26 protein-coding genes are annotated in these 23819 nt (G+C 49.9%); 15 read left to right on the top strand and 11 right to left on the bottom strand.

Annotation, left to right across the window (positions count from 1 at the left end; genetic code table 11):
* Positions 1–87: 87 nt before the first annotated feature.
* The 4 genes from SYK_RS10450 (at position 88) to SYK_RS10435 (ending at position 4332) form a co-directional block, all read left to right on the top strand.
* Positions 88–1713 carry an FmdE family protein gene (locus tag SYK_RS10450; RefSeq protein ID WP_281760206.1) on the top strand — a complete coding sequence of 542 codons (1626 nt, stop codon included), beginning with the start codon at positions 88–90 and terminating at the stop codon, positions 1711–1713.
* A gap of 330 nt (positions 1714–2043) precedes the next feature.
* A complete protein-coding gene (locus tag SYK_RS10445) occupies positions 2044–2493 on the top strand; it encodes a DUF2318 domain-containing protein (protein ID WP_281760205.1) in 450 nt (149 codons plus the stop codon).
* Positions 2494–3657 (top strand): ABC transporter permease, encoded by a 1164-nt coding sequence (locus tag SYK_RS10440; RefSeq protein WP_281760204.1) that lies wholly within the window; start codon positions 2494–2496, stop codon positions 3655–3657.
* A 12-nt stretch (positions 3658–3669) separates the two neighbouring features.
* Positions 3670–4332 carry an ABC transporter ATP-binding protein gene (locus SYK_RS10435; RefSeq protein WP_281760203.1) on the top strand — a complete coding sequence of 221 codons (663 nt, stop codon included), beginning with the start codon at positions 3670–3672 and terminating at the stop codon, positions 4330–4332.
* Between the two features lie 49 nt (positions 4333–4381).
* Here SYK_RS10435 and SYK_RS10430 read toward each other — a convergent pair whose 3' ends face one another.
* Positions 4382–5053: a D-lyxose/D-mannose family sugar isomerase gene (locus SYK_RS10430; protein WP_281760202.1), complete on the bottom strand. Its 672-nt coding sequence runs from the start codon at positions 5051–5053 to the stop codon at positions 4382–4384.
* Between the two features lie 52 nt (positions 5054–5105).
* On the opposite strand from SYK_RS10430, the gene SYK_RS10425 reads away from it, so the two are divergent.
* From SYK_RS10425 to SYK_RS10405, 5 genes are all read left to right on the top strand, one after another.
* Positions 5106–5246, top strand: coding sequence for a hypothetical protein (locus SYK_RS10425; protein ID WP_281760201.1), 141 nt, complete (start codon positions 5106–5108; stop codon positions 5244–5246).
* A gap of 2 nt (positions 5247–5248) precedes the next feature.
* Positions 5249–5722 (top strand): bactofilin family protein, encoded by a 474-nt coding sequence (locus SYK_RS10420; protein WP_281760200.1) that lies wholly within the window; start codon positions 5249–5251, stop codon positions 5720–5722.
* 12 nt (positions 5723–5734) lie between these two features.
* Entirely contained in the window at positions 5735–5890 is a 156-nt protein-coding gene (locus SYK_RS10415) for a hypothetical protein (RefSeq protein ID WP_281760199.1), read from the top strand.
* 204 nt (positions 5891–6094) lie between these two features.
* Positions 6095–7309, top strand: a complete 1215-nt coding sequence (serB, locus tag SYK_RS10410) for a phosphoserine phosphatase SerB (RefSeq protein ID WP_281763266.1) — start codon at positions 6095–6097, stop codon at positions 7307–7309.
* 87 nt (positions 7310–7396) lie between these two features.
* Positions 7397–8494, top strand: coding sequence for an AI-2E family transporter (locus SYK_RS10405; RefSeq protein ID WP_281760198.1), 1098 nt, complete (start codon positions 7397–7399; stop codon positions 8492–8494).
* Positions 8495–8669: 175 nt separating this feature from the next.
* On the opposite strand, the gene SYK_RS10400 is transcribed toward SYK_RS10405, so the two are convergent.
* The 8 genes from SYK_RS10400 to hflK form a co-directional block, all read right to left on the bottom strand.
* On the bottom strand, positions 8670–10070 hold the full coding sequence (locus SYK_RS10400; protein ID WP_281760197.1) for a sensor histidine kinase: 1401 nt from the start codon (positions 10068–10070) through the stop codon (positions 8670–8672).
* Positions 10071–10282: 212 nt separating this feature from the next.
* Positions 10283–10474, bottom strand: a complete 192-nt coding sequence (locus SYK_RS10395; protein ID WP_281760196.1) for a hypothetical protein — start codon at positions 10472–10474, stop codon at positions 10283–10285.
* A 239-nt stretch (positions 10475–10713) separates the two neighbouring features.
* Positions 10714–11685, bottom strand: coding sequence for a hypothetical protein (locus tag SYK_RS10390; RefSeq protein ID WP_281760195.1), 972 nt, complete (start codon positions 11683–11685; stop codon positions 10714–10716).
* The gene (gene panB, locus SYK_RS10385) at positions 11686–12579 is read right to left on the bottom strand and encodes a 3-methyl-2-oxobutanoate hydroxymethyltransferase (RefSeq protein ID WP_281760194.1); all 894 of its coding nucleotides are present in this window, start codon (positions 12577–12579) and stop codon (positions 11686–11688) included. It lies immediately after the preceding gene.
* 58 nt (positions 12580–12637) lie between these two features.
* The gene (locus SYK_RS10380; protein WP_281760193.1) at positions 12638–13945 is read right to left on the bottom strand and encodes a diguanylate cyclase; all 1308 of its coding nucleotides are present in this window, start codon (positions 13943–13945) and stop codon (positions 12638–12640) included.
* A 107-nt stretch (positions 13946–14052) separates the two neighbouring features.
* Entirely contained in the window at positions 14053–14775 is a 723-nt protein-coding gene (locus SYK_RS10375; protein ID WP_281760192.1) for a LexA family transcriptional regulator, read from the bottom strand.
* A 280-nt stretch (positions 14776–15055) separates the two neighbouring features.
* On the bottom strand, positions 15056–15907 hold the full coding sequence (gene hflC, locus SYK_RS10370) for a protease modulator HflC (RefSeq protein ID WP_281760191.1): 852 nt from the start codon (positions 15905–15907) through the stop codon (positions 15056–15058).
* 12 nt (positions 15908–15919) lie between these two features.
* Positions 15920–16993, bottom strand: a complete 1074-nt coding sequence (gene hflK, locus SYK_RS10365) for an FtsH protease activity modulator HflK (protein WP_281760190.1) — start codon at positions 16991–16993, stop codon at positions 15920–15922.
* Positions 16994–17122: 129 nt separating this feature from the next.
* Here hflK and SYK_RS10360 point away from each other — a divergent pair, with 129 nt between their 5' ends.
* The 6 genes from SYK_RS10360 (at position 17123) to rnhA (ending at position 21928) form a co-directional block, all read left to right on the top strand.
* Positions 17123–17608, top strand: coding sequence for a YkgJ family cysteine cluster protein (locus SYK_RS10360; RefSeq protein ID WP_281760189.1), 486 nt, complete (start codon positions 17123–17125; stop codon positions 17606–17608).
* The gene (locus SYK_RS10355; protein ID WP_281760188.1) at positions 17605–18693 is read left to right on the top strand and encodes an efflux RND transporter periplasmic adaptor subunit; all 1089 of its coding nucleotides are present in this window, start codon (positions 17605–17607) and stop codon (positions 18691–18693) included. Before SYK_RS10360 ends, SYK_RS10355 begins: the two co-directional genes overlap by 4 nt.
* A 2-nt stretch (positions 18694–18695) precedes the next feature.
* Complete coding sequence (locus SYK_RS10350) at positions 18696–19406, top strand: ABC transporter ATP-binding protein (RefSeq protein WP_281760187.1); 711 nt, start codon at positions 18696–18698, stop codon at positions 19404–19406.
* Between the two features lie 253 nt (positions 19407–19659).
* Positions 19660–20889, top strand: a complete 1230-nt coding sequence (locus tag SYK_RS10345; protein ID WP_281760186.1) for an ABC transporter permease — start codon at positions 19660–19662, stop codon at positions 20887–20889.
* A 45-nt stretch (positions 20890–20934) separates the two neighbouring features.
* Complete coding sequence (locus SYK_RS10340; protein ID WP_281760185.1) at positions 20935–21450, top strand: hypothetical protein; 516 nt, start codon at positions 20935–20937, stop codon at positions 21448–21450.
* Positions 21443–21928, top strand: coding sequence for a ribonuclease HI (rnhA, locus tag SYK_RS10335; protein WP_281760184.1), 486 nt, complete (start codon positions 21443–21445; stop codon positions 21926–21928). Before SYK_RS10340 ends, rnhA begins: the two co-directional genes overlap by 8 nt.
* A gap of 88 nt (positions 21929–22016) precedes the next feature.
* Here the strand turns inward: rnhA and SYK_RS10330 are convergent, their stop codons facing one another.
* Entirely contained in the window at positions 22017–22370 is a 354-nt protein-coding gene (locus SYK_RS10330; RefSeq protein ID WP_281760183.1) for a DVU0772 family protein, read from the bottom strand.
* Positions 22371–23338: 968 nt separating this feature from the next.
* Positions 23339–23761, bottom strand: coding sequence for a hypothetical protein (locus SYK_RS10325; protein WP_281760182.1), 423 nt, complete (start codon positions 23759–23761; stop codon positions 23339–23341).
* Positions 23762–23819: the final 58 nt, after the last annotated feature.

Raw genomic sequence — 23819 nt, 5'->3', positions numbered from 1 at the left:
ATAGTCCTTTCGCCCGGAAACAGGCGTAGAGGGCATGGCGTGTTCAATTTTCCCTTCACGGGGGCTGAAAAGACAATCGAGGAATATATGAATATCGGTGAATACACCTTTGAAGATTTCAAGAAAAAAGCCAAACAATTTCACGGTTACCCGGCTCCGGGACTGCTTATTGGTGGGTACATGGTCGAGGCTGCCAAAGCGCGTATCCCTGAGGGAACATTGTATGAAGCCATGGTTGAAACCGGCAAATGTCTCCCTGACGCTGTGCAGATGCAGACTCCATGCAGTACCGGAAACAATTGGATGAAGATTACGTTGCTTGGTCGGTATGCTGTGTCTCTGTATGACAAGTTTACCGGTGAGGGTGTGCGCGTCGCCGTTGATCAGAAAAAGCTCGACAAATGGCCGGAGATTCGTGGCTGGTTCATGAAAGAAAAGCCCAAGGCCGAACAGGATACAGACAAGCTTTTTTCCGAAATTGAGCAGGCAGGCGACACTATCTGTTCCATTCAGCCTATTACTATCGCTAAGAAATATATTGGGCATGGTCACATGTCGACCATTGACGTCTGTCCGGTCTGTGGCGAAGCCTACCCCGGTTCTGATGGTTCCATCTGTCGTGGTTGCCAGGGCGAAGCCCCGTACGAGACTATGGGAGACGCCACCTGTATCGACGAAGCGCCTGATCTGCATGCTGTCCCTGTGGAAGAAGCTGTGGGTAAGAAAGCCGCTCACGATATGACCGGAATTGTGCCGGGTGAGTCCAAGGGACCGATCACCAAAGCCGGAGAGACTCTGGATATAGGTGATGTCTGTCGTCTCCAACGCATTGGCAAGTACAACGTTTATCTCGAAGAGAACCTGCCCGGAGACGAATGGGTTCATGAGAACGACGCGGTCAAGGCTTTTGCCAAACGTATGGCCGGAAAGGGCATTACGTATGATGCAAACCCGGAAGAAGGGAAGATTAATTTCTTTGCCGAAGAGCCCGGCATGCTGTCCATCGATTTAGACGCGCTTTCTCGCTTTAACCTTTCGCCAGACGTCATGCTTGCTACTCGCCACGACGGGTCGGTCATGCCCAAGGGCAAGGGCGTGGGCGGCACTCGTGCCATCCCGTTGTACATTGCCCGTGATAGGTTTAGCCGTGCCCTGACTGCTTTGGGTGAAGGTCCTGTGCTTGAGGTTCACCCTCTCAAGGCCGCCAAGGTTGGCATTTTGGTGACTGGCACCGAGGTTTTTCAGGGATTGATTGAAGATAAGTTTATTCCGATCATTTCTTCCAAGGTCATCAAGCTTGGTTGCGAAGTGGTTAAAACAGCCATCGCGCCTGATGAGCGAGAGGCCATTACTGCGGCTGCAACGGGGATGCTGGATGCCGGGTGTAATCTTATCATAACCACCGCAGGCATGTCTGTAGACCCGGATGATGTTACCCGCGCCGGTCTTGTTGATGCGGGCTTGAAAAATGACCTCTACGGTGTTCCAGTCCTGCCCGGCACCATGTCGCTGGTTGGCAAGTTGCGGAACGCTTCCATTATGGGTGTCCCGGCTTGTGCGCTGTTTTATCAGACCACGGCTTTTGATATCCTGTTGCCGCGAGTCCTTTCAGGACAGGCGATTACAAGAAAAGATCTTGCCCGACTTGGTGAAGGTGGTTTCTGCATGGGATGCAAGACCTGTTCATTCCCCAAGTGTCCGTTTGGTAAATAGATCATCGTTTTTTAGGAGTTGTTCCTCGGGGTAACTTCCAATTGTTTTGATTTGGAAAAGAGTGAAGAGCCGCCTTATGGCGGCTCTTTTTTTATGAAAATAAGAGTGGGTTGTCGGGTGAAATGTGCGTCATATTGCACACGTTTTGTGCAGTTATGGTCACTTTTTGCACGGTTTTGGAATCGACAAATTGGACAACTGGTAGGGAATACTTATATTATTTTTTGGTATAATTGATGCAATATTCTTGTTTTGTTGGTGTGAGCAGAAAGGTGTCTATTAATTCTATACCAATAAAGTCCGAAATAGTGTGTAGCATAGGAGAATCCTTTGAAAATAGTAAAATATATAGCTGTATTGGTAATGCTGTTTGTCATGGCTTGGGCTGTGGAAAGCAAGGCGTTTTTTGGATTTGGTAAATATAAGAGTGTGGCTGCGGAGAATGGTGTTGTCACCATTCCAGTCGCGGATGTTTCCGATGGAGAGGCTCATTATTTTTCGTTTGATCAAGGAAAAGAAGTAAAGTTTTTTTTGCTTAAGAGTTCAGATGGGGTGATCCGTGCGGCTTTTGATGCTTGTGATGTCTGTTATCTTGAAAAGAAAGGGTATTCGCAGGATGGCGAGTTCATGGTTTGCAACAATTGCGGTATGCGTTTTCATTCCTCGCGTATCAACGAAGTTCAGGGTGGGTGCAACCCTTCGCCTTTGACTCGTACCTATGATGCAGACAATGTTACCATTCAGGCGAGTGATATTGCGGCTGGAAGCGGGTACTTCTAGATGAACATTCTGACAATACCGTTCAGAAATACTCGGCGGAAGTGGGTCAAAACACTGCTTCTGCTGGTCGTGTTCACCCTTGGGGTGACATCCATAGTGTCGTTGAATTCCGTATCCAGCGTTGTGGGCGAGTCCTTGGAAAAGAAGCTTACCGCGTATGGGGCCAATATTTTGATTATGCCTAAAAGTGAGAAGCTGACCGTCAGTTACGGCGGCTTTTCCATGGGTGACATGGTCCTGGGTGCCAATGACCTGAGCGAATCCAAAGTGGTGAATATGGTCGGGGGCATCGAGCTCAAGGAGCGGATTGCTGTGGTTGCGCCAAAGCTCGTTTCCATGGCCTCGGTTGGCGATACCGTTGTGGGAGTCGTGGGCGTGCGTTGGGACAAGGAACAGGTACTCAAGGGCTACTGGGCTGTGAATGGCGAGTTTCCTGCGACGGAGAGCGGTGTCGTTGTCGGAGCGAAAGCCGCTTCTTCCCTTGGCGTGTCGCCGGGGTCGAGTCTGACATTGAATGAAATTCCGGTCACGGTTTCCGGCGTTCTTATGCCTACGGGCAGCGACGACGATTCCGTGGTGTTCGCGTCCATGAGCTTTGCGCAATCTCATTTCGGAAAGATGGATCGTGTGAATTTTGTGGAAGTTGCCGCCCTATGCGCGGGATGTCCTATTGAAGACATTGTGGCACAGATTCAGGCCGCACTTCCCGGCACGGACATTCAGGCATTACAATCCATCGTCAAACAGCGCATGTATTCGGTCAATTTCGTCAAGCAACTGATTTTGACCGTCAGTCTGATTATTCTGTTTATTGCCTGCTGTATGGTTGGCGTGACTATGCTTTCTTCTGTCAACGAGCGGATCAAGGAAATCGGCCTCATGCGGTCATTGGGATTCGGGCGTGCATCCCTTTTTTCCATATTCTGTTTTGAAGCCATGCTTATCGGTTTTGCTGCGGGTATCATGGGATATATCGGTGGGTATGCGTTGAGTCTCAAGATTTTGAGTATGCTCGATATGGCGCAGGGGGCATCACCCGTCTTTAATGTCGGGCACATGGCTCTGACCGGTCTGCTGATTGTGATCGTATCTGTCCTGTCTGCTTTTTTTCCGGCATGGAAAGCTTCGGCAGTCGAGCCGTCTGAAGCGCTTATCGCCTTGTAGGAGGTTGAAAATATGCTTGAAGCAAAGAATATTACCAAGACATTCCATAGCGAGGGTCTTGATACATATGCGTTGACTGGTGTTGATCTGGCGGTGGAATCTGGCGAGTTTGTGTCCATTGTAGGCCGGTCAGGTTCTGGCAAGACGACTTTTCTCAATGTTCTGTCAACGCTCCTGCTCCCGGATTCTGGCGAAATTCTCTACAAAGGCGAGGACGTGACCTCCATGACCGCGTCGCGTCTGAATGAATTGCGACAGAAGGATTTTGCTGTTGTTTTTCAGTTCCATTATTTGCTCCCATATCTTTCTGCGCTGGAGAATGTTCTGCTTCCTTATATGAAAGGGGTCGCGCCGGTTTCCAAAGAGGCCCGCCTGCGCGCTGAACAATGCCTCGAACGTGTGGGGCTGGCTGACAAGGGAGCAAAATTGCCAGGACATCTTTCCGGCGGTGAACAGCAACGAGTGGCCATTGCTCGTGCTTTGGTGAAGGAATCATCTGTGCTTTTTGCGGATGAACCCACAGGTAATCTGGATAAAGGAACGGGTGAATCGATTATGAATCTTTTGGCCGATTTAAAAAATGAAGGGCTGTCCATCGTTATGGTGACACATGACAACGAATATGCAGCCATGGCGGATCGGTTGGTGTCCATGGCGGATGGTAAGGTCGTTTAGTTTTCTGTTCCATAAAGAAAGACCACCTGAAGATTCAGGTGGCCTTTCTTTAGATATAGTCGGGGTAGTCTGTGCACAGGAGGTGCACGGGGGGGGCATCTTCTTCAATCTCAGGGAAACGAGCCTGGGGTTGGTGGAAGCGATTGTCTGTGTTGTCATCGTTGACGGATGAAACTTCACCAACAAGGACGTTGCCTTTGCCTGCTTCTCCGTAGAAACGGTGGTACATACCTTGTTCAAGAAAGATGGATTCACCCGGAGCGAGGACGACAGCGCCCCCCGGTTCCACTAGTTTATCAAAACCGTCAACAGAAACGGTCAGAGGTTCTGAGGCCAGTTCTTCTTCTGGAGTGGAACCATACAGTTCAATGACAAGATTACCGCCGCCCCGGTTGATGATATCCTCGGTCTTGGACCAGTGAAAATGCATGGGGCAGATCTGATTCTCGCGAACTATCATGATTTTTTCCGCGTATTTCTTGGAATGTCCGGTCTCAAGATTGCCATTGCGGATGGTGAACAGAATCAGCCCACGTTTCTCGAAATCATCTGCTCCGTAATCCGTCAGGTCCCAGCCGAGTTGGTTTTTGACAACATCGCTAAGACCTTTACCTTTCCAATCGGCAGGACTCCAGAAGGCCCATGGCGGCAACATGAATTGGAAGGATTCGAAAAATGCCTTGGCATCAGTAATCAGTGCATTTATTTCGCTACGTTTCATATCCCTGTTTTAGGGGAGGGTGGCTAACGCGTCAAGAGAGGAGAGCTTTGGCGTGCTTTTACTGAGAGAAGTTTCGACTGTGAAAAAAAAGTGGCATTTGGTGAAAGCCAAGGGTATAGGGAGTGTCTGCTCAGCTGTTTTCAAGGCTACCGAAGGCGGCGCATGTCGTCAGCTTTCGTATACGGAGTTTTAATTATGGGTCTTTTTTCAAGTGATAAGAAAAGCCATTCCGAATTGAACGCCTTTCTTGGCGTAGGAACCGAATACAGAGGCAAACTCGATTTCGTGGGAACGGTCCGCATCGACGGTCGTTTTGACGGTGAAATTTCTACAGACGGTGATCTGGTTCTTGGCCGGAAGGCCTCTGTGACTGGTGTCGTGCGGGTTGGCCAATTGACATCCTGCGGACAGATTACAGGCGATGTGATCGTGCGAGAGCGTACCGTGCTGGAAAAGACGTCAGTGCTTAACGGCAGTTTGTCTACCCCTGTATTGGTCGTGGAAAAGGGTGCCGTTCTCGAAGGTTCCATCGTCATGAGTACGGATTCTGTAACAACTTCCAAGCCCAAGGTCGTGGCCGGGGATTTCGGTGGCAACTCTTCCAGAGATGCAGAGTCCGAGTCTGAACCTGCTGTCGACAAGACCGGCTCGGATGATTCCAAAGCATAACGGAGCAAACAAATGTATGAATTGGTAATAGACTACAACGGTGAAGAAACCGTGGCCTTTTCCGCAGAAAAGAAAAGAGAAGTGGAAGTGGTTGCTCAGCGTCATATCCGTTCTTTGGCTTCTGGTTTGGCTATCGTGCGCGAAGTCAAGGAAGAAGCAAAAAAATAGCATCGTTCGATGCTTGTGCTGAATGTATTTGGCACTTTAGTTATGTGATTCTAACGGCGATCCATGCTTTGATGCATGGTTCGTCGTTTTGTCTTTTTTTATGCGTTTATGCTGGAAGAAATCAGGGACGGCCGTGTGTTCCTGTTGTTCGAGTTATTTACTGCAAAAGCGTTTTGTGACAAGGTCCGCGGTGCGAGGTTTATGATGGAAAAGATCATTTTGATTCATGTGACTGGTAGTGACCGGCCCGGCTTGACTTCTGAGTTGTCTGAAGTTCTGGCAGGCTATGATGTTGACGTCCTAGACATTGGTCAGGTCGTCATTCATAATTTCCTGACGCTTGGTATTCTGATTCGGCTTCCAGCCAATTCTCAGCCTGTGCTCAAGGATTTGTTGTTTAAGGCCCATGAATTGGGCGTGACCATGAAGTTACACCCTCAATCCGAAGGCGATTATTCCGGCTGGGTGAGTGAAGCTGACAAGGCGCGGCACATTATTACCTTGCTGGCCCGTTCCGTGTCTGCGGAACAGATTGTGGCTATTACTCAGGTTGTTCACGAATCCGGTCTGAATATCGACACCATCCATCGACTTTCCGGGCGTGTGCCGCTCGACTGTAACGATTATGAATGTTCTCGCGGGTGCGTTGAATTTACTGTGCGTGGTACGCCACACGACATCGGGGCCATTCGTTCTCGTTTCCTTGAAATTTCTTCAGAGCTTATGGTGGACATCGCTTTTCAGGAAGACAACATCTTCCGTCGCAATCGTCGACTGGTGTGTTTCGACATGGACTCCACGCTCATTCAGGCCGAGGTCATCGATGAGTTGGCCAAAGAGGCCGGTGTGGGCGAAGAAGTCGCGGCCATCACGGAATCCGCCATGCGTGGCGAGCTTGATTTTAAGCAGAGCCTCAGAAAACGGTTGTCGTTGCTCGAAGGTCTTGACGAGTCCGTGCTTCAGAAAGTTGCGGCTCGTTTGCCTATGACCGAGGGCGCGGAAAAGCTTATCACCAACCTGAAGAACGTTGGCTATAAAATTGCCATTCTTTCCGGTGGATTTACCTATTTTGGGGACATTCTTCAGCAACGCTTTGGTATTGATTATGTGTACGCCAATGAACTTGAAATCAAGAATGGCAAACTGACTGGCAAGGCTGTTGGCGAAATCGTGGATGCGGACAAGAAAGCAAAATTGTTGCAATCTATTGCAGACCTCGAGGGTATTTCCCTGCAACAGGTTATTGCCGTGGGTGACGGTGCCAACGATTTGCCCATGCTCAATCTGGCCGGTTTGGGCATCGCTTTCCACGCCAAACCAAAGGTTAAAAAAGGGGCACGCCAGTCTATTTCGACCCTTGGACTGGACACTATTCTGTATCTCATTGGTGTCCGGGATCGCGAAGTTCTCAAGGGATAACTTCTTTTTTGCGCCGTGGGCGTTGAATAAAGCGTGTGTGACTGGTAATGAACGGTAATTCTTCCAACGTTTTCAGGAGGCACCCGCATGTTCGATTCGGATAAGCCCTATACTTTGGACAGTGTTGTCCGCATGGTTCTCGGCGTCGGTTTTTTTATCGGCCTGATCTGGTTGCTCGGGTTTCTTTCCAGTGCTCTCGTGCCATTCGTGGCTGCCCTCCTCATGGCCTATCTGTTAAATCCCCTTGCCTGTTCTTTTGAAAAATACGTAAAGAATCGCGGTGTTGCCGTTCTGTTGACCATGCTTACTCTGATCGGCGTAACCGTGGGGATTTTTGTGTTGGTTGTCCCCATGATGGTTGATGAATTTTCACACATGGGGACTGTGCTGTCGCAATTGGTCTCTGATGCCGAGTTTTCAGACAAGGTGGCGAGCTATTTGCCGCCGGACATCTGGAACTGGGTGCGTGATACCGTTCAGTCGCCCGAAGTAAAAGATCTGTTTTCGTCAGCAGGGGCCTCAAAGGTTGCCAAGGGTGCGCTACAGACCGTGGTTCCCGGTATCAAAGGTGTGGCCGTGGGAGCACTTAATGCCGTGGCCGGACTCATCGGGCTGTTTGTGATCCTGCTTTATTTGATTTTCCTTTTAGCGGATTTCGGCAAGATCAAGGAATCTTGGCAGAATTATTTGCCAAAAAAATATCGTGAGGGAATCACCGGTTTTCTTGGTGAATTTGAAAAGACTATGGGATTGTATTTTCGTGGTCAGATTACGGTTTGTCTTATCGTGGGCGTTCTCATGTCAATCGGTTTTACGCTTATCGGTCTGCCTCTTGGTCTCGTGCTTGGCATGCTCATCGGTCTGCTGAATATTGCCCCATATTTAGGTGCCGCCGGTGCGGTCCCTGCGATCCTTCTGGCGGCTCTCAATTCCCTTGAAGCCGGAGAGTCTGTTTGGATGGGTATAGGTCTTGTTGTACTTGTCATGGCGGTTGTTCAGGTTATTCAGGACGGCTTTCTTGTTCCGAAGATTCAGGGCGAGAGCCTCGGTCTGTCTCCTTGGCTTATCCTGTTGTCTCTTTCCATTTGGGGCAAGCTCCTCGGGTTCCTCGGTCTGCTTATCGCTCTCCCCATGACCTGCCTGTGTCTGTCCTATTATCGTCGAATGCTCGCTCAACGAGAGTAAGATACTTTCAGCGGGACCAGGATGTTGTCCTGGACTCTCCCAAATTTTTTAGGGGTCTTAAATCACGCTCTTGATATGTTTAACTTATATATCAGGGACTTGTTTTCGTTTATCATTTCCGCGAAGCGGCGCCAAAAAATTTAGGGAAAAGATAGGATGGGGGGCTGGGGGCTCCCTATGCCTGCTCAAAAGGCAGGATGAAATAGAATTCGTTACTGCTGTCGGTATGTGAGTAGCCGACTTGACCACCGTGAAGCTCCACAACCTGACGCACGAAGTACAGCCCTCGACCAGTGCCGCTTTTGTGAGCCACGTTGTCGGCACGGAACCCGGGTTTGAACACTTCCATGGAATTTTTGAGTTCCAATGGATTGCCGGTAGAAGACACCCACATACGAATTCCGGGCATATCCGGTGCAAAGTAATCCTTGAGAATCTGCCATCCGTAGGAAATGAATTTGCCTCTTCGTCCATCCGGGAGCGTAGCATTTTCAGTGTATTTAAGCGCATTGGAAAAGAGGTTGTCAAAGACCTGTGAGATAAGTCCCCGGTCCATGATCAATCTGATGACCTGATCGGGTGCTCCTCCGAGGGAATAGTTGATTTCAATGCCACGTTCTTCGAATCGTTGCCGGAATCGTTCAATCAGCGGAGTCATGACGGTTTGGGAGAGGTTTACTTCCCGTTTGTCCAACACATAACGACCTTCTTCAAAATGCCGACGTCGAAGCAGCGTTTCAAGGAACATTGATGTTGTTTCGTAGTGGCTGTAAATTTCCTGATATTGAGCTTCAATACCCGCGGTGATCCGGGCGAGTCGATTGCCGTCTGCCGCGCATTCCTGCGTGCCACATTCTGCCATGAGGGTGAGTATGTCAGATGTCGTGAGATGGAGCTGTTCAATCTGGCGTTTAAGCCTGTTGAAATAGAGCTTGAAGTACATGTTGGGCACGATGACATTGTGTCCGATGTCCTGAACAAGTGATTTAATGAAGCTGATATGCTCACGGTTTCGCGCGCGAATGATCCGGTGGTGAAGTTGGAATCCGATTCTGTTGATAAATTTTTCCAGAAAAAGACGCTTGTGCTTCGGGAGTGAACCACAAGGGTGTATTTCGAATACTCCAAGGATGTTGTGCGGCGGTATAAAGGGGAGCATGTCATTGTATTCGGGGTTGCTCTGGATAGGGATAAATAAGTGCTCGCCTGAAAGTACTGAGCTATGAGAAAATTCGTGATCCCACGTTCTGGTGGTGGTTCGGCCACAGCGTCCAGTGGAACACCCCGCCAAAACAAAGGTGTCTTCGTCTTCAAGGATATATATGTTTGATTCCAACCCGAGCAGAATGCGGGGGAGGGCCATACAGATCGCGTAGAACATCTCTCTCCGTCGAACCTCTTGCGAGAGGTCGAAAAAGATGTTCAGGGCGCGTACCTGGTGCATGGGAAAATCGTAGACCTCGTAATCACGAAGTTTTGCTTCAATACGTTTCACCATATATTCGATGCGTTCAGTATCGTCCTGATCGCGGAAGTTGGGCTCCATGTCTGGCTGTGTCCAGTCAGGATCGGTCATGCTCACTCCTTACAGCGAGAGGAAAGTGAATACTGGTTTCACCATACCTACCTGATGCCTTCATGACAAGGTGGAGTCAAAAACACGATATTGCGTAACGAGAAAGGGCCGCTTTCGCGGCCCTTTCCGGGGGGTTAGAGGTCTTTTTTTGAGGAGGGGTCTGAGGTTTGAAACAAAGTTTCAAGGAGGTATGGTATATGCTTAATGGCCTGTTATCTGGTCCGTATCCGTTTGGCGAGATGGGGGCTATTCGCTTTGACGGGAACCGGGACAAGAGCCTTTATGCCGTATTTGTCTCCTTCCTCTTCCCAGACGCCTTCGTCGGCGTCCGGGTCGGTGAGGAGGGACCGCCGCAACAACGCGACAGTCAGGATGATGAGAGTGACAGTGATTGCATCAATCATGGAATTTCTTAAAGCATGTGCCGTGCCAAACTTAGAATACCTGTAAAATCAGTATGTTGGAAAAAGTTGCATGCTCAACACTTGTGCAAAGTGATGCGAATTGCACAAGTCGAGTGTACATATTTGCACATTGTGCACACAGTGCATTTGGTCTTTCCGCGCTTGTGAGCGTAAGGTGAAAGAAACGGCCCGGCAGCGTCATGCTGTCGGGCCGTGAAGAGTGTAAGGGGAAAAGATTTCTACGTCATCAACAGGGCGTAAGCCGTGCCGACGAGGGCGATGGTTAGGCCTCGGGTCACCTGATTGTAGAGGATGAGCTTGAATGCCATGCGTGGTCTGAAGATGCCCGCATAGTATGGGAATTGGTGGCGGAAGGCTCTCATGGGCGATGAAAGCACGTTGCCAAGCATGAGGGCGAGTATGACTTGTGTCTGCGTCAGACTGGTATCAGAGATCATGGCACCGGCCGCAGCCAGTCCGGCGGTGAATTCGGCGGCCATGTGAAAGACCACTATGCCGAGGGCTTCTGGCGGTAGGAATGTGAAGAATGAGGCGCTTCCCGACATGAAGCCCTGAAGCCATGCGAACATGCCGATTTGTTTGAAGACAAAAAATAACGTATAAATGGGGCAGGTTAGGTATAGGACTTTAGGTAGTCTTTTTTTGAATCTTGCCCAGGTCTTTTGCAGAGCGGATTTTGTATCCCTTTTCTTTTCCATTTCATCCAGCCTGCATGGCAAGCACCCTTCTTTAATGGGGGGGAGCAGAAATTTGCCGGAAAAGACGATTGCCATGGTGCGAATAATGGCTGCAAACGCAGTTAATCCTACATATACAGCGGCAGCTGAGCCAATAAACGGGGCGGCAATAAAAAAGATGGTTGGAAGGTGCAAAAAGTAGGTAGGCAACGAGTTAAAAAGGTTGGATAGAATGAGTTCTCGATCAGATATTTCACCTTTCTCGTGGGCTTCTGAAAGCATGGTGTTGGCTGTGATGCCGGAGAAAAAGGCCATGGTAAAACTGGCTGCGGAGATGTCTCCCAGTCTTGCCCGTCGAGCGAGTGGATCCGCGAGTTTGGCTGCATATCTTGTCCATTGGAGGGACTCAATGAGATTGCCCACGAGTAACCCTACAGAGATGAAGAAGGTCAGTCGGATGAGCGGCCAGAAAAGCCCGTTCCAGAGAACGGGCCAAGAGAGATCGAATTCCATTTATTTCTTCTTGTGCTTGCTTTTGATTTTGATTTTGCGAACCTGAGACAGTTGGTCTTCAGGCATGTAGAATGTGTTCTTGTCACCGGGGAAAGTGCCTCGGCGGACATCATCGCAGTAGCGAGCAAGGGCGGTGCGTGATTCTTCACCCAATTCTGCGAAACGGCGAACGAATTTGGGAGTGAAGCGATCAAAGAGGCCTAGAGTGTCGTGGTATACCAGAATCTGGCCGTCAGTGACGTTGCCTGCGCCGATACCGATGGTCGGGATGTCAACGGCTGCAGTGATGAGTTCTGCGGCTTCTACGGGGATGGCTTCCAACACCACACAGAAGGCTCCGGCCGCTTCCACTGCTTGAGCATCTTCGATGAGTGTTTTGGTGGCCTCTGCTGATTTGCCTTGTGCTTTGAATCCACCGAATTTGGCAACGTGTTGCGGGGTCAGTCCCACGTGGGCCATAACCGGAATGCCAGCCTCAGTCAGTGCCTTGATCTGTGGGCACACGCTTGCTCCACCTTCCAGCTTTACGGCCTTGGCATGTCCTTCACCAATGAATCGTCCGCCGGTTTCAAGGGCGCGTTCCACGGTGCAGTAAGACATGAACGGCATGTCTCCAACAACCAGAGCGTGCTTTACGCCACGGCTGGTGGCCCGGATATGATGGATCATTTCATCCACGGTTACCGACAGAGTGTCTTCATGTCCGAGGACGACCATGGCCAAAGAGTCACCGACGAGCACAAGGTCCATGCCAGCGGCGTCCGCAATTATGCCGGACGAATAGTCGTAAGCGGTCATACAGCATATTTTGCTGTCTCCCTTCATGGCCTGAATGACAGGGGCGGATATGGGAGCGGCCTTATTCGTGGTGGTTTTCTTTTTGGTATAACTCATGGTCTGGACAGTATGGTCGCCGAACCGATGAGTCAAGTGGATGTCTGTTAAAGAATCGTTAATCGCGCACGTTTGAAGTCGGTGGTTTTCCGACGACTCGATTGCGTCCGGTTTCCTTGGCTGTGTACAGACGACTGTCCGCGAGTTTGAGCATGGCTTCCACGGTATCGGGTTCGGAACAAATACCGGTGGAGATAGTGACCTGGGTGGTCTGGGTATCAACTTGAATAACGGTGTCCTCAATGGACTGCCTGAGTTCATCGAACCGGGCAAGGGCATCCGTTCCAGCTTCATGAGCAAGCAGAACACAGAATTCTTCGCCGCCAAAACGGCAGGTAATGGCGTCTTCCGAGAAGGTTGTACGGATTAATGCCGATATTTTTCGCAGTACCACATCGCCGCCGTCATGGCCGTATGTGTCGTTGACTTTTTTGAAGAAGTCGATGTCGAGCATGGCTACGGACACTGTCTGGCCTCGGGTTTGTGCGCTTTCAACAAATGTATCCGCATTTTCAAAGAAATAGCGACGATTGTGCAGTCGGGTAAGCGAATCCTTGTAGGAAAGGTCCCGGATAAGGGCTATGTTTTCGAGCATTTCAATGGAGTGCCCGACGCGGCAATGAAATTCTTCCACTTGAAAAGGCTTGGGAACAAAGTCGTTCGCACCGCTTTTGATAAGCTTTGCCGAGAGCAACGGGTCTCCGCTGGCGGACATGCCGATGATGGCCAGATTGTTTTTTGAATGAACTTTTCGCACTTTGGCGATGAGTTCAAAGCCATCCATTTCTGGCATGTCATAATCGGTGACAATGAGTTTTATATCCGGATTTTCGGCCAGAACTTCCAATGCTTCGACGCCATTGGCCGCAGCGACCACCTGAAAACGTTGTGTTTCGAGTAACCGGATTATAGCGTTGCGCATGGGCAAGGAGTCATCCACGACCATTACTTTGATGTCGCTGTTCTTGTGGATACGTCGGATGACGTCGATCAGATTGTCCACGCAGGATTCGGAATCCTTGAGGATATAGTCCACGACACTCCATGTGAGCATGTTGGAACGAAAGTCACTGTCGATTCCGGCTGTGAAGATAATGCCGGGGATGCCCCGTTTGGTGGCGTGTTGGATAATCTCACCGTTAGGGGCGTCTGGTAGGTGCAGATCGAGAAGCGCTACAATGTAAGAATCCTTGCAACAATCAATGGCGGCAGCGGCCTTGGCATAGGTTTCCATCCAGTCCACCTGAAAGCCTAGCTCTTTTTCAATTCTTCTGCTCACAATAGAAGCGAAGAATTTACTGTCTTCCACCAGCAAAACTTTAGGAGTGTCCAAATGGGGAAGTGATTTGTCGAGATTCCTTTGCATACCTTACAGTATACATGGACGGATTTGTGGAGCCATGATTATTTTACGAAAATAAAAAAAGCCGACCAGGAGAACCTGGCCGGCTTTGAAGTGCATTCTCTCGTCGCTTACATGGGAGCGAGATTCTGAAGGACCCAGATGACGCGGCCCACAGTACGATCATTCATTTCGGAAGCCGGAATGGTCAGATCGGAATATTTTTCATTGTCTGCTTTGAGCAGGAAAGAATCTCCCTGATGGAAGACGCGGCGGATAGTCAACCCCTGATGAGGGAAGTAGACCGCGCACAGGTCGCCGTCAGGATGTTCTTTCTGATCACGGTCAATGCCGACGAAACCGCCGCGCGCAATAACCGGTTCCATGCTGGCCGAGTCTACCTTGACCACCAGAAGTTTGGGGCGACAGTAAGATTCAGGTACGGATAACTCTTCGATGGACTTCGGTTCCCACTCGGGGGCTTCCTTGTCTGCGCCGGCCATGGTGGATACGGGAACCACGCGGCCTCTGGAGTTCATGCGACCATATGGGGTCGGAGCTTCGCGAAGCAGGGTGTCAGCTGGGACCTTGGCCTTGTCTGCATTGATGTAGACAGGCTCTACTCCTTCGGACAACCAGTCCGGGTCAAGCCCATGGCTGCGGTAGAGTTTGAGGAACCAGTCGGCCGGAATGGAACACCGGCGCTTGGCATCAGAGATGCTGGATTGACGAACGTCAAGCACTTCTGCCAGCTGCACCTGTGTGCGAGCTCCAGTGGCTTTTTTTATCCTTTCAAGCGCTTCTTCAAACCATTTGAGCTGCGCCTCATCGCATCTCCTTTTCTTCTTCGGCATAAAGGCTCCTTCTCGTGACGTTTAAGTGATGTTTTTTCTACCAGTTTAGTTTGCAATACGCAACGAAATAGAATGTGCTATTTTCGTCACTGGTGACATTTGGAAATATCTTTTATTTAAATCAGCATGTTAGCTGTTTTGTGCAAAAAATACGTGCAGACATTGGGAGAAAGTCCCGGTTTTGTCAAGTCCCGTGTTGTCCTGTTTTTGGGCAAAAAAAGAGGGAAAATGGTCATTGAAAGATGACCATTTTCCCAAAATTGCGGACTAAAACAGTATGTTATTGCATGTACTTTAGGAAGGGACTTTCCGGTGTCATTATAAACCGGGAATTTTTGTTAAATCCTTTGCGGTACGCTTCCAAGCTTCTAGTGAACTCGTAAAACTCCGGAGACTGGCTCAAAGCATCGGCGTAAATTTTCGTTGCCTGGGCTTCGCCCTTGCCTCGAACAATTTCAGCCTGCTTGTTTGCGTCAGCCAAAATGATGGTTCTTTCCTTGTCGGCAGTGGCCTTGATTCTGGCAGATGCTTCTCGCCCTTCCGATCTGTATTGCTTGGCTTGACGTTCGCGTTCAGCCTTCATCCTTCCGAAGATGGAACGGGCGTTTTCCGCAGGAAGGTCGGTACGCTTAATGCGTACGTCAATCACGTCAATGCCGTAAGGCAGAAGCAGTTCCTTGGACCGTTTAGTGACGGCAGTCATGATTTCCTGACGCTTGTGGGATACGACCTCAATGAGGGTGTATCGACCAAGAGCCACGCGCAACTGGGAACGAACGATGTCGTCCAGTCTGGCCCGAGCACCTTGAATGGTGCGCACCTTGGTGTAGAAGGTCAATGGGTCGATGATTCGCCACTTGGTGTAAGAGTCCACGTTCATGTACTTCTTATCCGTGGTGGTAATTTCTTCGGGTCTGGCGTCAAAGTCCAGAATGCGGGCATCAAAGAATACCACATTTTGGATGACAGGTAGCTTGAAGTGCAGCCCGGGGCCGAGTGCTTGGTTGCCAACTGGACGACCGAGCTGAATGACAATGGCGGATTGGGTCTGGTCAACAGTAAAGGCAGCTGACGTGACCACGAATGCGCCGACAATAATCAGTATACTAAAGAGTATGGTAGTTTTTTTCATGGTGAACCTGCCTTATTGCTTTGCCTTGGGAGCGGCCTGTTTTTTAGGCAGCTTCTCCAGGGGCAGGTAGGGAACGGATTGCTTGAGTGCCTCGCTGGACATGATCAATTTTTCCACTTCCGGGTTGGCTAGGACGGATTCCACGGTCTCAAGGTACAAGCGTTTGCGGGTAATTTCCTTGGCCTTGCTGTATTCGGTCAGCACGGACAGGAATCTCGCGGCATTACCTTGGGACTGGCGAATCTTGGCTTCCTTGTAAGCCTGGGCTGCATTGACGATGTGCGCGGCTTCACCACGTGCATTGGGCAGAATATCGCGCTGGTAAGCCTCGGCCTCGTTGATGAAGCGGCTTTTGTCCTCGCGAGCACTGGCTACATCTTTAAAAGCGTCCACGACTTCTGCGGGCGGATGAACGTTTTGCATCTGCACAGCAACGATGGACAGGCCGGTTTCGTACGTGTCCAGAATGTTTTGCATCAATACGCGTGTTTCAGCTTGGATTTCCTGTTTACCTGTGGTCAGGGCATCATCGATTTTGCCTTTACCGATGATTTCACGCATGGCGGCTTCGCTTGCGTGAGCCAGGGTTTTTTCGGGGTCGTTGACGTTGAACAGGTATTCCTCGGCGTCTTTGATCATGTACTGAACAATGAACTGTACGGATACGATGTTTTCGTCGCCAGTGAGCATCAGGGATTCTTCCTTGACCTCTCGGCTGACTCCTTGTTGGAAGTTGTTGCTGCGCGCCGTGCCCACGGAGCGGAAACCAAATTCAATACGTCGGATCTGGGTCACCTTGGGCGTCAGTACGCTTTCCACAGGAAATGGAATGTGGTAATTCGGACCCGCAGTTGTGATGCGGTTAAATTGTCCAAACTGTTTTACCACGCCCACTTCATCGGGTTCTACGATATAGAAGCCGCTGGCGATCCAGAGAACGATAAAAATTGGTATGATGAATTTCCAGCTTGGCAAATTGAATTTTTTGAATTTATCAAGTTGATCCTGGAAATCATCAAAGTTCGGCGGTTTTCCGCCCGGGCGCCCCTGTTGCTGCTTTTGTAATTTTTCCCAATCCCAATTCATAATAGTTCACAAGTAGGCACATTGCGAAGGCAGGTCAAGGCAGTCATGCAAAAAACGACGTATTTTAGGCGAACATATATCTGCTTGAGTATGGGGTATATTTCATATGAAAAAACAGGAAATATATAGATGTCGATGGTAAAACTTTTGACAGGTTTGTTTCGTCGTTTCCGATCATTTGTTCTGAAACGTGATGTAGAAGTCGTGGGCCAATGCCGAATGTGCGGTAAGTGTTGCCGAGGTATTCTGCTCAAAGATGCTGGCCGGTTTTTGAAAACGGAAAAACAGTTTCGAGCACTTTGTCAGTCCGATCCGTTGCATGAATGTTTTCGTATTGTCAGGCAGGATGAATTCGGTGTCCTCGTTTTTAATTGTTCAAAGCTTGGCAACGACAATATTTGCACTGATTATGAATCTCGGCCTGCTTTATGTAGTAATTACCCGGCCAAGTCGTTATATTACCACGGCGGTTGGTTGCGTGATGACTGTGGATACTCCTTCAAGGCTGTGACCTTTCGTGACGTTTTCATGCGGCGTAAATCATGGGGAGAGTCTCGGTTTACGGATGTGCTCCAAGGACAGATAGAACAAGATAAAGACAAGCGAAAATTATGAAAAAGTTCATATTCATTCTCATTGCCGCCCTTCTGACCGGCGGGGGTGTTTGGTATTTCAATGCAGGGCAATCCAAAGGTAAGGTCAAGATCATCAAGACCGCCACTGTCCAGCGGGGTGATGTCTCAAAAGTTCTTGAGGCCACCGGCATCGTCAAGGCGCAGGTCGGCGCACAGGTCAAGATTGGTGCTCAGGCCACTGGTGTACTCGATTCTGTTCCCGTTAAGGTAGGGGACCTTGTCAAAAAAGGTGACCTCATCGCCGAAATTGATTCCCGAGAACTGCGTTCCCGTATTGCCGAAGCCCGTGCCAATCTCAATTTGTCACAGGCCAAGCTTGAATACATGCAGAAGAATCTGCCCAGAAAGCGTTCTTTGGTGAAGCAGAAGCTTGAAGCACAGGATTCGTTAGATATTGCCTATCAGGACGCGGAAATGGCTCGGCACAGCGTGGCCTCTTCTCGCGCGAAGCTCAGAACGCTTGAAGTTCAACTTTCCTACACCAAGATTCATTCGCCCATTGATGGAGTGGTTAGTCAGGTGGCGGCTCAGGAAGGTGAGACCATCGTATCCGGCCTGTCCGTGTCCAATCTGATTACGGTTCTTGATCCTACCAAATTGGAAATGTGGATTTATGTGGATGAAACCGACGTTGGTCGCGTGGCTGACGATTTATCCGTTCGCTACACTGTGGACGCCTTTCGCAACGAAGTTTTCAAAGGAACTGTGGACCGCATTTATCCCGAGCCGGAAGTTCGGGATAATATCGTATATTATAGGACTCTCGTGAAGGTTTCCCCAGAGCAATCCAAGTGGTTGCGTCCGGAAATGACCACCCAGTGTAAAATCATCGTGGAAACAAAAAAGGACGTTTTGACGGTCCCCAACACTGCGCTTAAGTGGGTTAAGAATCGTCAGGTCTGTTTTCGTGTAGATGATCCCCAGATCGAGCCTGTAGAAGTTTCTCCCAAGCTTGGTTTGGTCGGTTTGAAAACGAGTGAAGTGCTCGATGGTCTCTCCGAAGGTGATACCGTAGCCACTCAGCTTGTTCTGCCCGGTGCCAAGGTCGGCAAGAAGGGGATTTAAGCATGTCCCATCCGGCCATCAGTCTTGATGCTATCAATAAGACCTTTTTCCCGCAGGGAGAAAAAAAGAACGGTGATACCGAGTCGGGTATCGAGGTGCTCAAGTCCATCACACTCGATGTTGATTCCGGTGAATTCATTGCCTTGCAAGGTACGTCCGGCTCCGGCAAGTCCACACTTTTGCACATAATTGGTTTGCTCGACCGGCCTACGGCCGGGGTTTACCGACTGCTTGGCAGGGATGCCGCTTCTCTCGATGACGATGCCCAGTCTGATCTACGTAATTTATCCCTCGGGTTTGTGTTCCAGTCCTTTTATCTTATTCCCTATGCCACGGCCTTGGAGAACGTCATCCTGCCCGGATTGTATTCTGGCAAGCCGCGAGCCGAGTTGCTCGCTCGGGCCGGTGTGCTCATGGAGCAGATTGGGTTGGCTGATCGTATGGATTTTAAGCCTTCACGACTTTCCGGTGGGCAGCAGCAGCGAGTGGCCATGGCCCGTGCGTTGCTCAACGAGCCGCAGATTATCCTCGCAGACGAACCAACCGGGCAGCTTGATTCTGCAACATCGTCCGAGATCATGAAGCTTTTTCATTCTGTGCATGAAGCCGGACAGACCATTGTGTTGGTAACGCACGACGAAGATGTTGCCAAGGAAGCCGGACGAGTTATCCGGTTACACGATGGGTGCATCGTCGAGGATACACGAGTTTAGAAGTGGGAGCCTCCGGTGGGCCTACCGGCGGTCGTTTTCAGCGGGACCAGAGAACCTTTTGAAAAAGGTTCTTTGGACTCTCCAAAACTTTTTGGGTCGCCTGCGGTGAGGGCGTGTGATGTGGTGGCTCCCTGAAATGAAAAATTTTGATTGATGTTTGTAAAATAGAATAGACTTTCGATTTCCCTTTACTTCGCGAAGCGACATAAAAAGTTGAGGAAAAAGAGGGGATGGGGGGCTGGGGGCACTTGCAATGATACGACTCGTAGCACGAATAATAAGTATGGGGTTTGAGGCTGTGTGGGCTTTTAAGCTCCGATCTTTTTTCGTGATTTTGGGGGTTGCGTTTGGCATTGCGAGTTTGACGTTGATCGTGACGGCGGTTGATGGCGCGAACAGAAAGGCCGTGGAAATTGTCGAGATGTTTGGCCCGGACTCGGCGTTGGTGTTTGGCGGCAATTTCAAGCAGCGGGCCGTGGGTATGCGTACATTGACCTTGAGTCGGGAGGATGCGCAACGGATTCGGGACTCGCTGCCGGGTGCGTATCAGGTCGTGCCCATGCGTGCCAAGTTTGGGCAGACGGTCAAGGTCGGCAACAAGAATTATCAGAACGTCCGCATTATCGGGACGACCGAGAAATATGCGTCCGCATGGAACTGGCCGCTGGCCGAGGGCCGCGATATTACGGCTGAGGATGATGCCACAGGTGCGAAGATCGCTCTGTTGGGCGACAAGCCGTCTCGGGAATTATTTGGCAATGAATCGCCGGTCGGCAAAGTTATCTACATCAGTGATATTCCGTTTCAGGTGGTGGGTAAACTGTCCTACCGAGGGTTCGCCTCGGGCGGAGGTGGTGACATCGACAACCGTATTATCGTGCCGTTGGCGACATTGGTGCAGCGATATAATATGGATCGGAAATATTTCCGAGCATTGCGGGTGAAGTTTTATGAGCCGGATTATATGGAGGCGCATACCGAGAATCTGCGTTCTCTGTTGCGGAATTTGCATCATTTGGCACCGGAAGATGACGACGATTTTTCCATTCTGACGGCTGATGAAGTCTTGCAGTTCCTGTCCATGTTCAAGGGGGGGCTGACGATCTTTTTGGGTGTGACCGCAGGTATCGCCATGCTTGTCGGTGGATTCGTGCTTGCCAATCTCTTTTCCATTTCAGTGAGTGAACGCGCCGAGGAGATCGGGTTGAAAAAGGCCATGGGTGCACGCAATTCTGCTATTCTGGGCCAGTTCCTGGTGGAGGCCTGTGCGTTGACTATGCTTGGGGGTGTGCTTGGGCTGTTCCTTGGATTAGGATTGGGCCAATTCCTTTCGCGGTTGGATATTTTGACGATTCAATTTTCATGGAAGGCGTTTTTCATGGCCTTGGCTGGATCGCAAGCGGTTGGATTGATCTTTGGTTTGAAGCCTGCAAAGCAGGCAGCAGGACTTGACCCGATTCAGGCGTTGCGAGGCGAAGGGTAAGCCGTCGGGCTTGCACGAAAAGCGACCTCACGGTAGAGAGTGCATATGCGAATCAAGATCCCCAGAGTGCACGGCGAGTCGCCGAAAGAGAAGATGTTTCGGTCCTTGGCATTAGTGCTGGTCTTTGCGGCCGTGATCTGGGCCTTCTATATGAACAATAAACATGTGGTAGACGTCCTCAATCAGGAGGGCGCGGTTTATGACGAGACCAAGACTTTGGACAAGACACAAAAAAAATTCATTGTGTCATTTACTCGGTCTCTACGTGAAGAATACGGCATGGATTGCAAAATTCAAATTTACGGCGGCGATTTCGTGATGCCTGAGCTGGATGGCAAAACCATGTATATGGGTTTGGCCCCGTCTATTAATGAGGTCAAATTGCGGTTTCCGCCCATGATGCGACAGGCGCTCGCCAAAGACTTTATCGAATCGCTTAAAACAACGTTCCTGCTACCGTCTTTTCAGGAAGGCGATTGGCCCATGGCCATTCAGGAAGTGTTGATGGAAATCTACAAGAAACTCGAACAATTGAAAAAAGAGGAGACCGCCAGTGAATGAGCGAGTCACCATGTATACCGATGGCTCCTGCTTGGGCAATCCCGGTCCCGGCGGATATGGCGCGGTCATGATTTATGGCGAATACAAAGGCGAAGGAGCGGACAACTACAAGGAGTTCGCCCAAGGCTACAAAAGAACGACCAACAACCGTATGGAGTTGCTTGCCGTAATTATTGGTTTGGGCGCATTGAGTCGTCCCTGTTCGGTAGAGCTGTGGACTGATTCAAAATATGTCCAGCAGGCCATTACCAAAGGGTGGCTTAAGAACTGGCAGCGCAATGGGTGGAAAACCGCCGCTAAGAAACCGGTCAAGAATCAGGATCTGTGGCGCCGTCTCATGCCACTTATCGAGAAGCAGGACGTCAATTTCAATTGGGTTAAGGGCCATTCCGGCCACATGTTCAATGAACGTGTCGATGATCTGGCGCGTAACGCTGCATCAGGTCGTGATCTTCTGGAAGATGAAGGCATGGAGTAGTTCCATATCAATCAAGAATGAAAAACGGCCCGGTGCACTCAGTGCGCCGGGCCGTTGTCTTTTTGATTCAATGAAATGCGGGCGAACTTTATGCTTCAAGTTCCTTCATGAGCCATTCCTTGATGGATGGTGTCAGTTCAAGGATACCTTTGATGCCCTTGATCTCTTCGTGCAGTTCCTTGGCAAGGTTTTCCGGCAGTTTTTTGGCACACAGGATGGTGGACCCGTAGTTGTCCATCTTCATCAGGACAACCTTGGGGCTTTCCCATGTGTCGATGGCGAAATAGATGGAATATTCGCCGCTGGTGGTCACCGGTGAACGCATGGCATCACGGTAATTGTTGTTGCCCCATTCAAGATACAGGGTGACGGCATCTTCGTGGATCATATCCCAGTTGACTTCGTTCAGCCATTGCTTGCAGGTGTTGGTGTCATCGCTCATATTTTCCCTCCGGTTGTTTCTTTTGTTTTAGTAAGGATAATCATACCTGTGAGTTCTGTCTATCTGTGAGTTTGGATTGAGGTTATTTTTTTTGTTTTTGGGGATGAAGAATTGAAGATGCGCCTTTGGCGAGAGTCATTGTTGGGTGCTTCAGCACCCAACGTTTTCCATGCCCTGCCGGGCGGGCCTTCTTTTTTGGCAGCGCCCAAAAAAGGAGCAAAAAAGGTCGCTTGCGCTCGTTTGGCCGCCCCCATGATCGGCGGCGAGAATCTGATCCAATCGAGTCGGCTCCACCCGATTAAAAGCATAAGCCCTGCCTCTCCTTTTCTCTCTTAGTTTAAGATAAATTATCTAATTCCCCTATCAGAGCCGCCTCCTTCGATTGGTCAGCTTCTAAGCCGCCAATCAAGGGCTGGGTTCGGTCTTCGTCTGGTTGGACGGGGAAGAAATCTTCTTCGGAGGGAGAGCGGTGTTGGGGTGCTGGAGCACCCCAAGGCCCTCTATGGATAACGAAGAGCTTGGAATCAAAAGCGAATACTTATGATGGAAAAAACTGGTCACGATGACATGAAGATTCAAAAAACATGTGTGATATCGAAGAACTTAGAATCAAAGATGAACACCTACACCCAAAAACATCTTACAGCGACGGGCAATTGATAGCGGGCCTTAGAGCCTGTCCCGCGCGGCGTAACGTAGCCCGACCGAGTCTGTGTCACAGGCAATCTTGTCGGGCAATGAAGTCGCGTACAGGCTCTTGGGTTCGCTATCAGGCGCACAGCGAAGAAGGCGTTTTTTGCCTCCTTTTTTTCGCCTCAAAAAAAGCAGGTCGCCGTAAAGGCGAAACTTTTGAAACAATACCGTTTGCCCCCTCACTGCGAAAGCACGCAACGCCCATCAAAGAAAGATGTTCTTCCTTCCTTTCTTCCTCTTCTTATCCTTACGGCAAAAGAATGCGCTGCAACAAATTACGGCTCAATTCCATTATCAATATTCTCAATCACAACCCTGATCAGAACAGCAAAACCCAGAATCAATCCGAGGGTTGCCGCCTCGCGGACCCAGAGAGCCCAGAGGAAAACGATAGTGATGATGAATATGAAAATGAACTTGGTCCATTTGACCCAGTTCCAGGGGGCGGCGATCCAGTCTTTTTCCCATTCGATGCCAGCCATTACAAATCGAAACCACAAGTTGTCCGGTGGTTCATCCATGTTTAAACGGAGAAATCCGGTCGCGCAAAGAATAATCGTGGCAGTTAGGAATAACGGGCTGTGAAAGAGAAGCATCAGGCAAAAAAGGACCAGTGCCGCGAACTGTAAACTCCAGTTCCACGGGAGACGGTGGCGTTCAAGTGCCAGTTTCGCCAAGTCAGATGGTGTGACGGTCATTGGTCCTCCTTTGGTGATAATACAAACGGACAGGTCGAGATTGCAACCTATTCAGAGA

The sequence above is a fragment of the Pseudodesulfovibrio nedwellii genome (assembly GCF_027923765.1).
Lineage (GTDB): Bacteria > Desulfobacterota > Desulfovibrionia > Desulfovibrionales > Desulfovibrionaceae > Pseudodesulfovibrio > Pseudodesulfovibrio nedwellii.
This window is presented reverse-complemented; position numbering and strand designations above follow the sequence as displayed.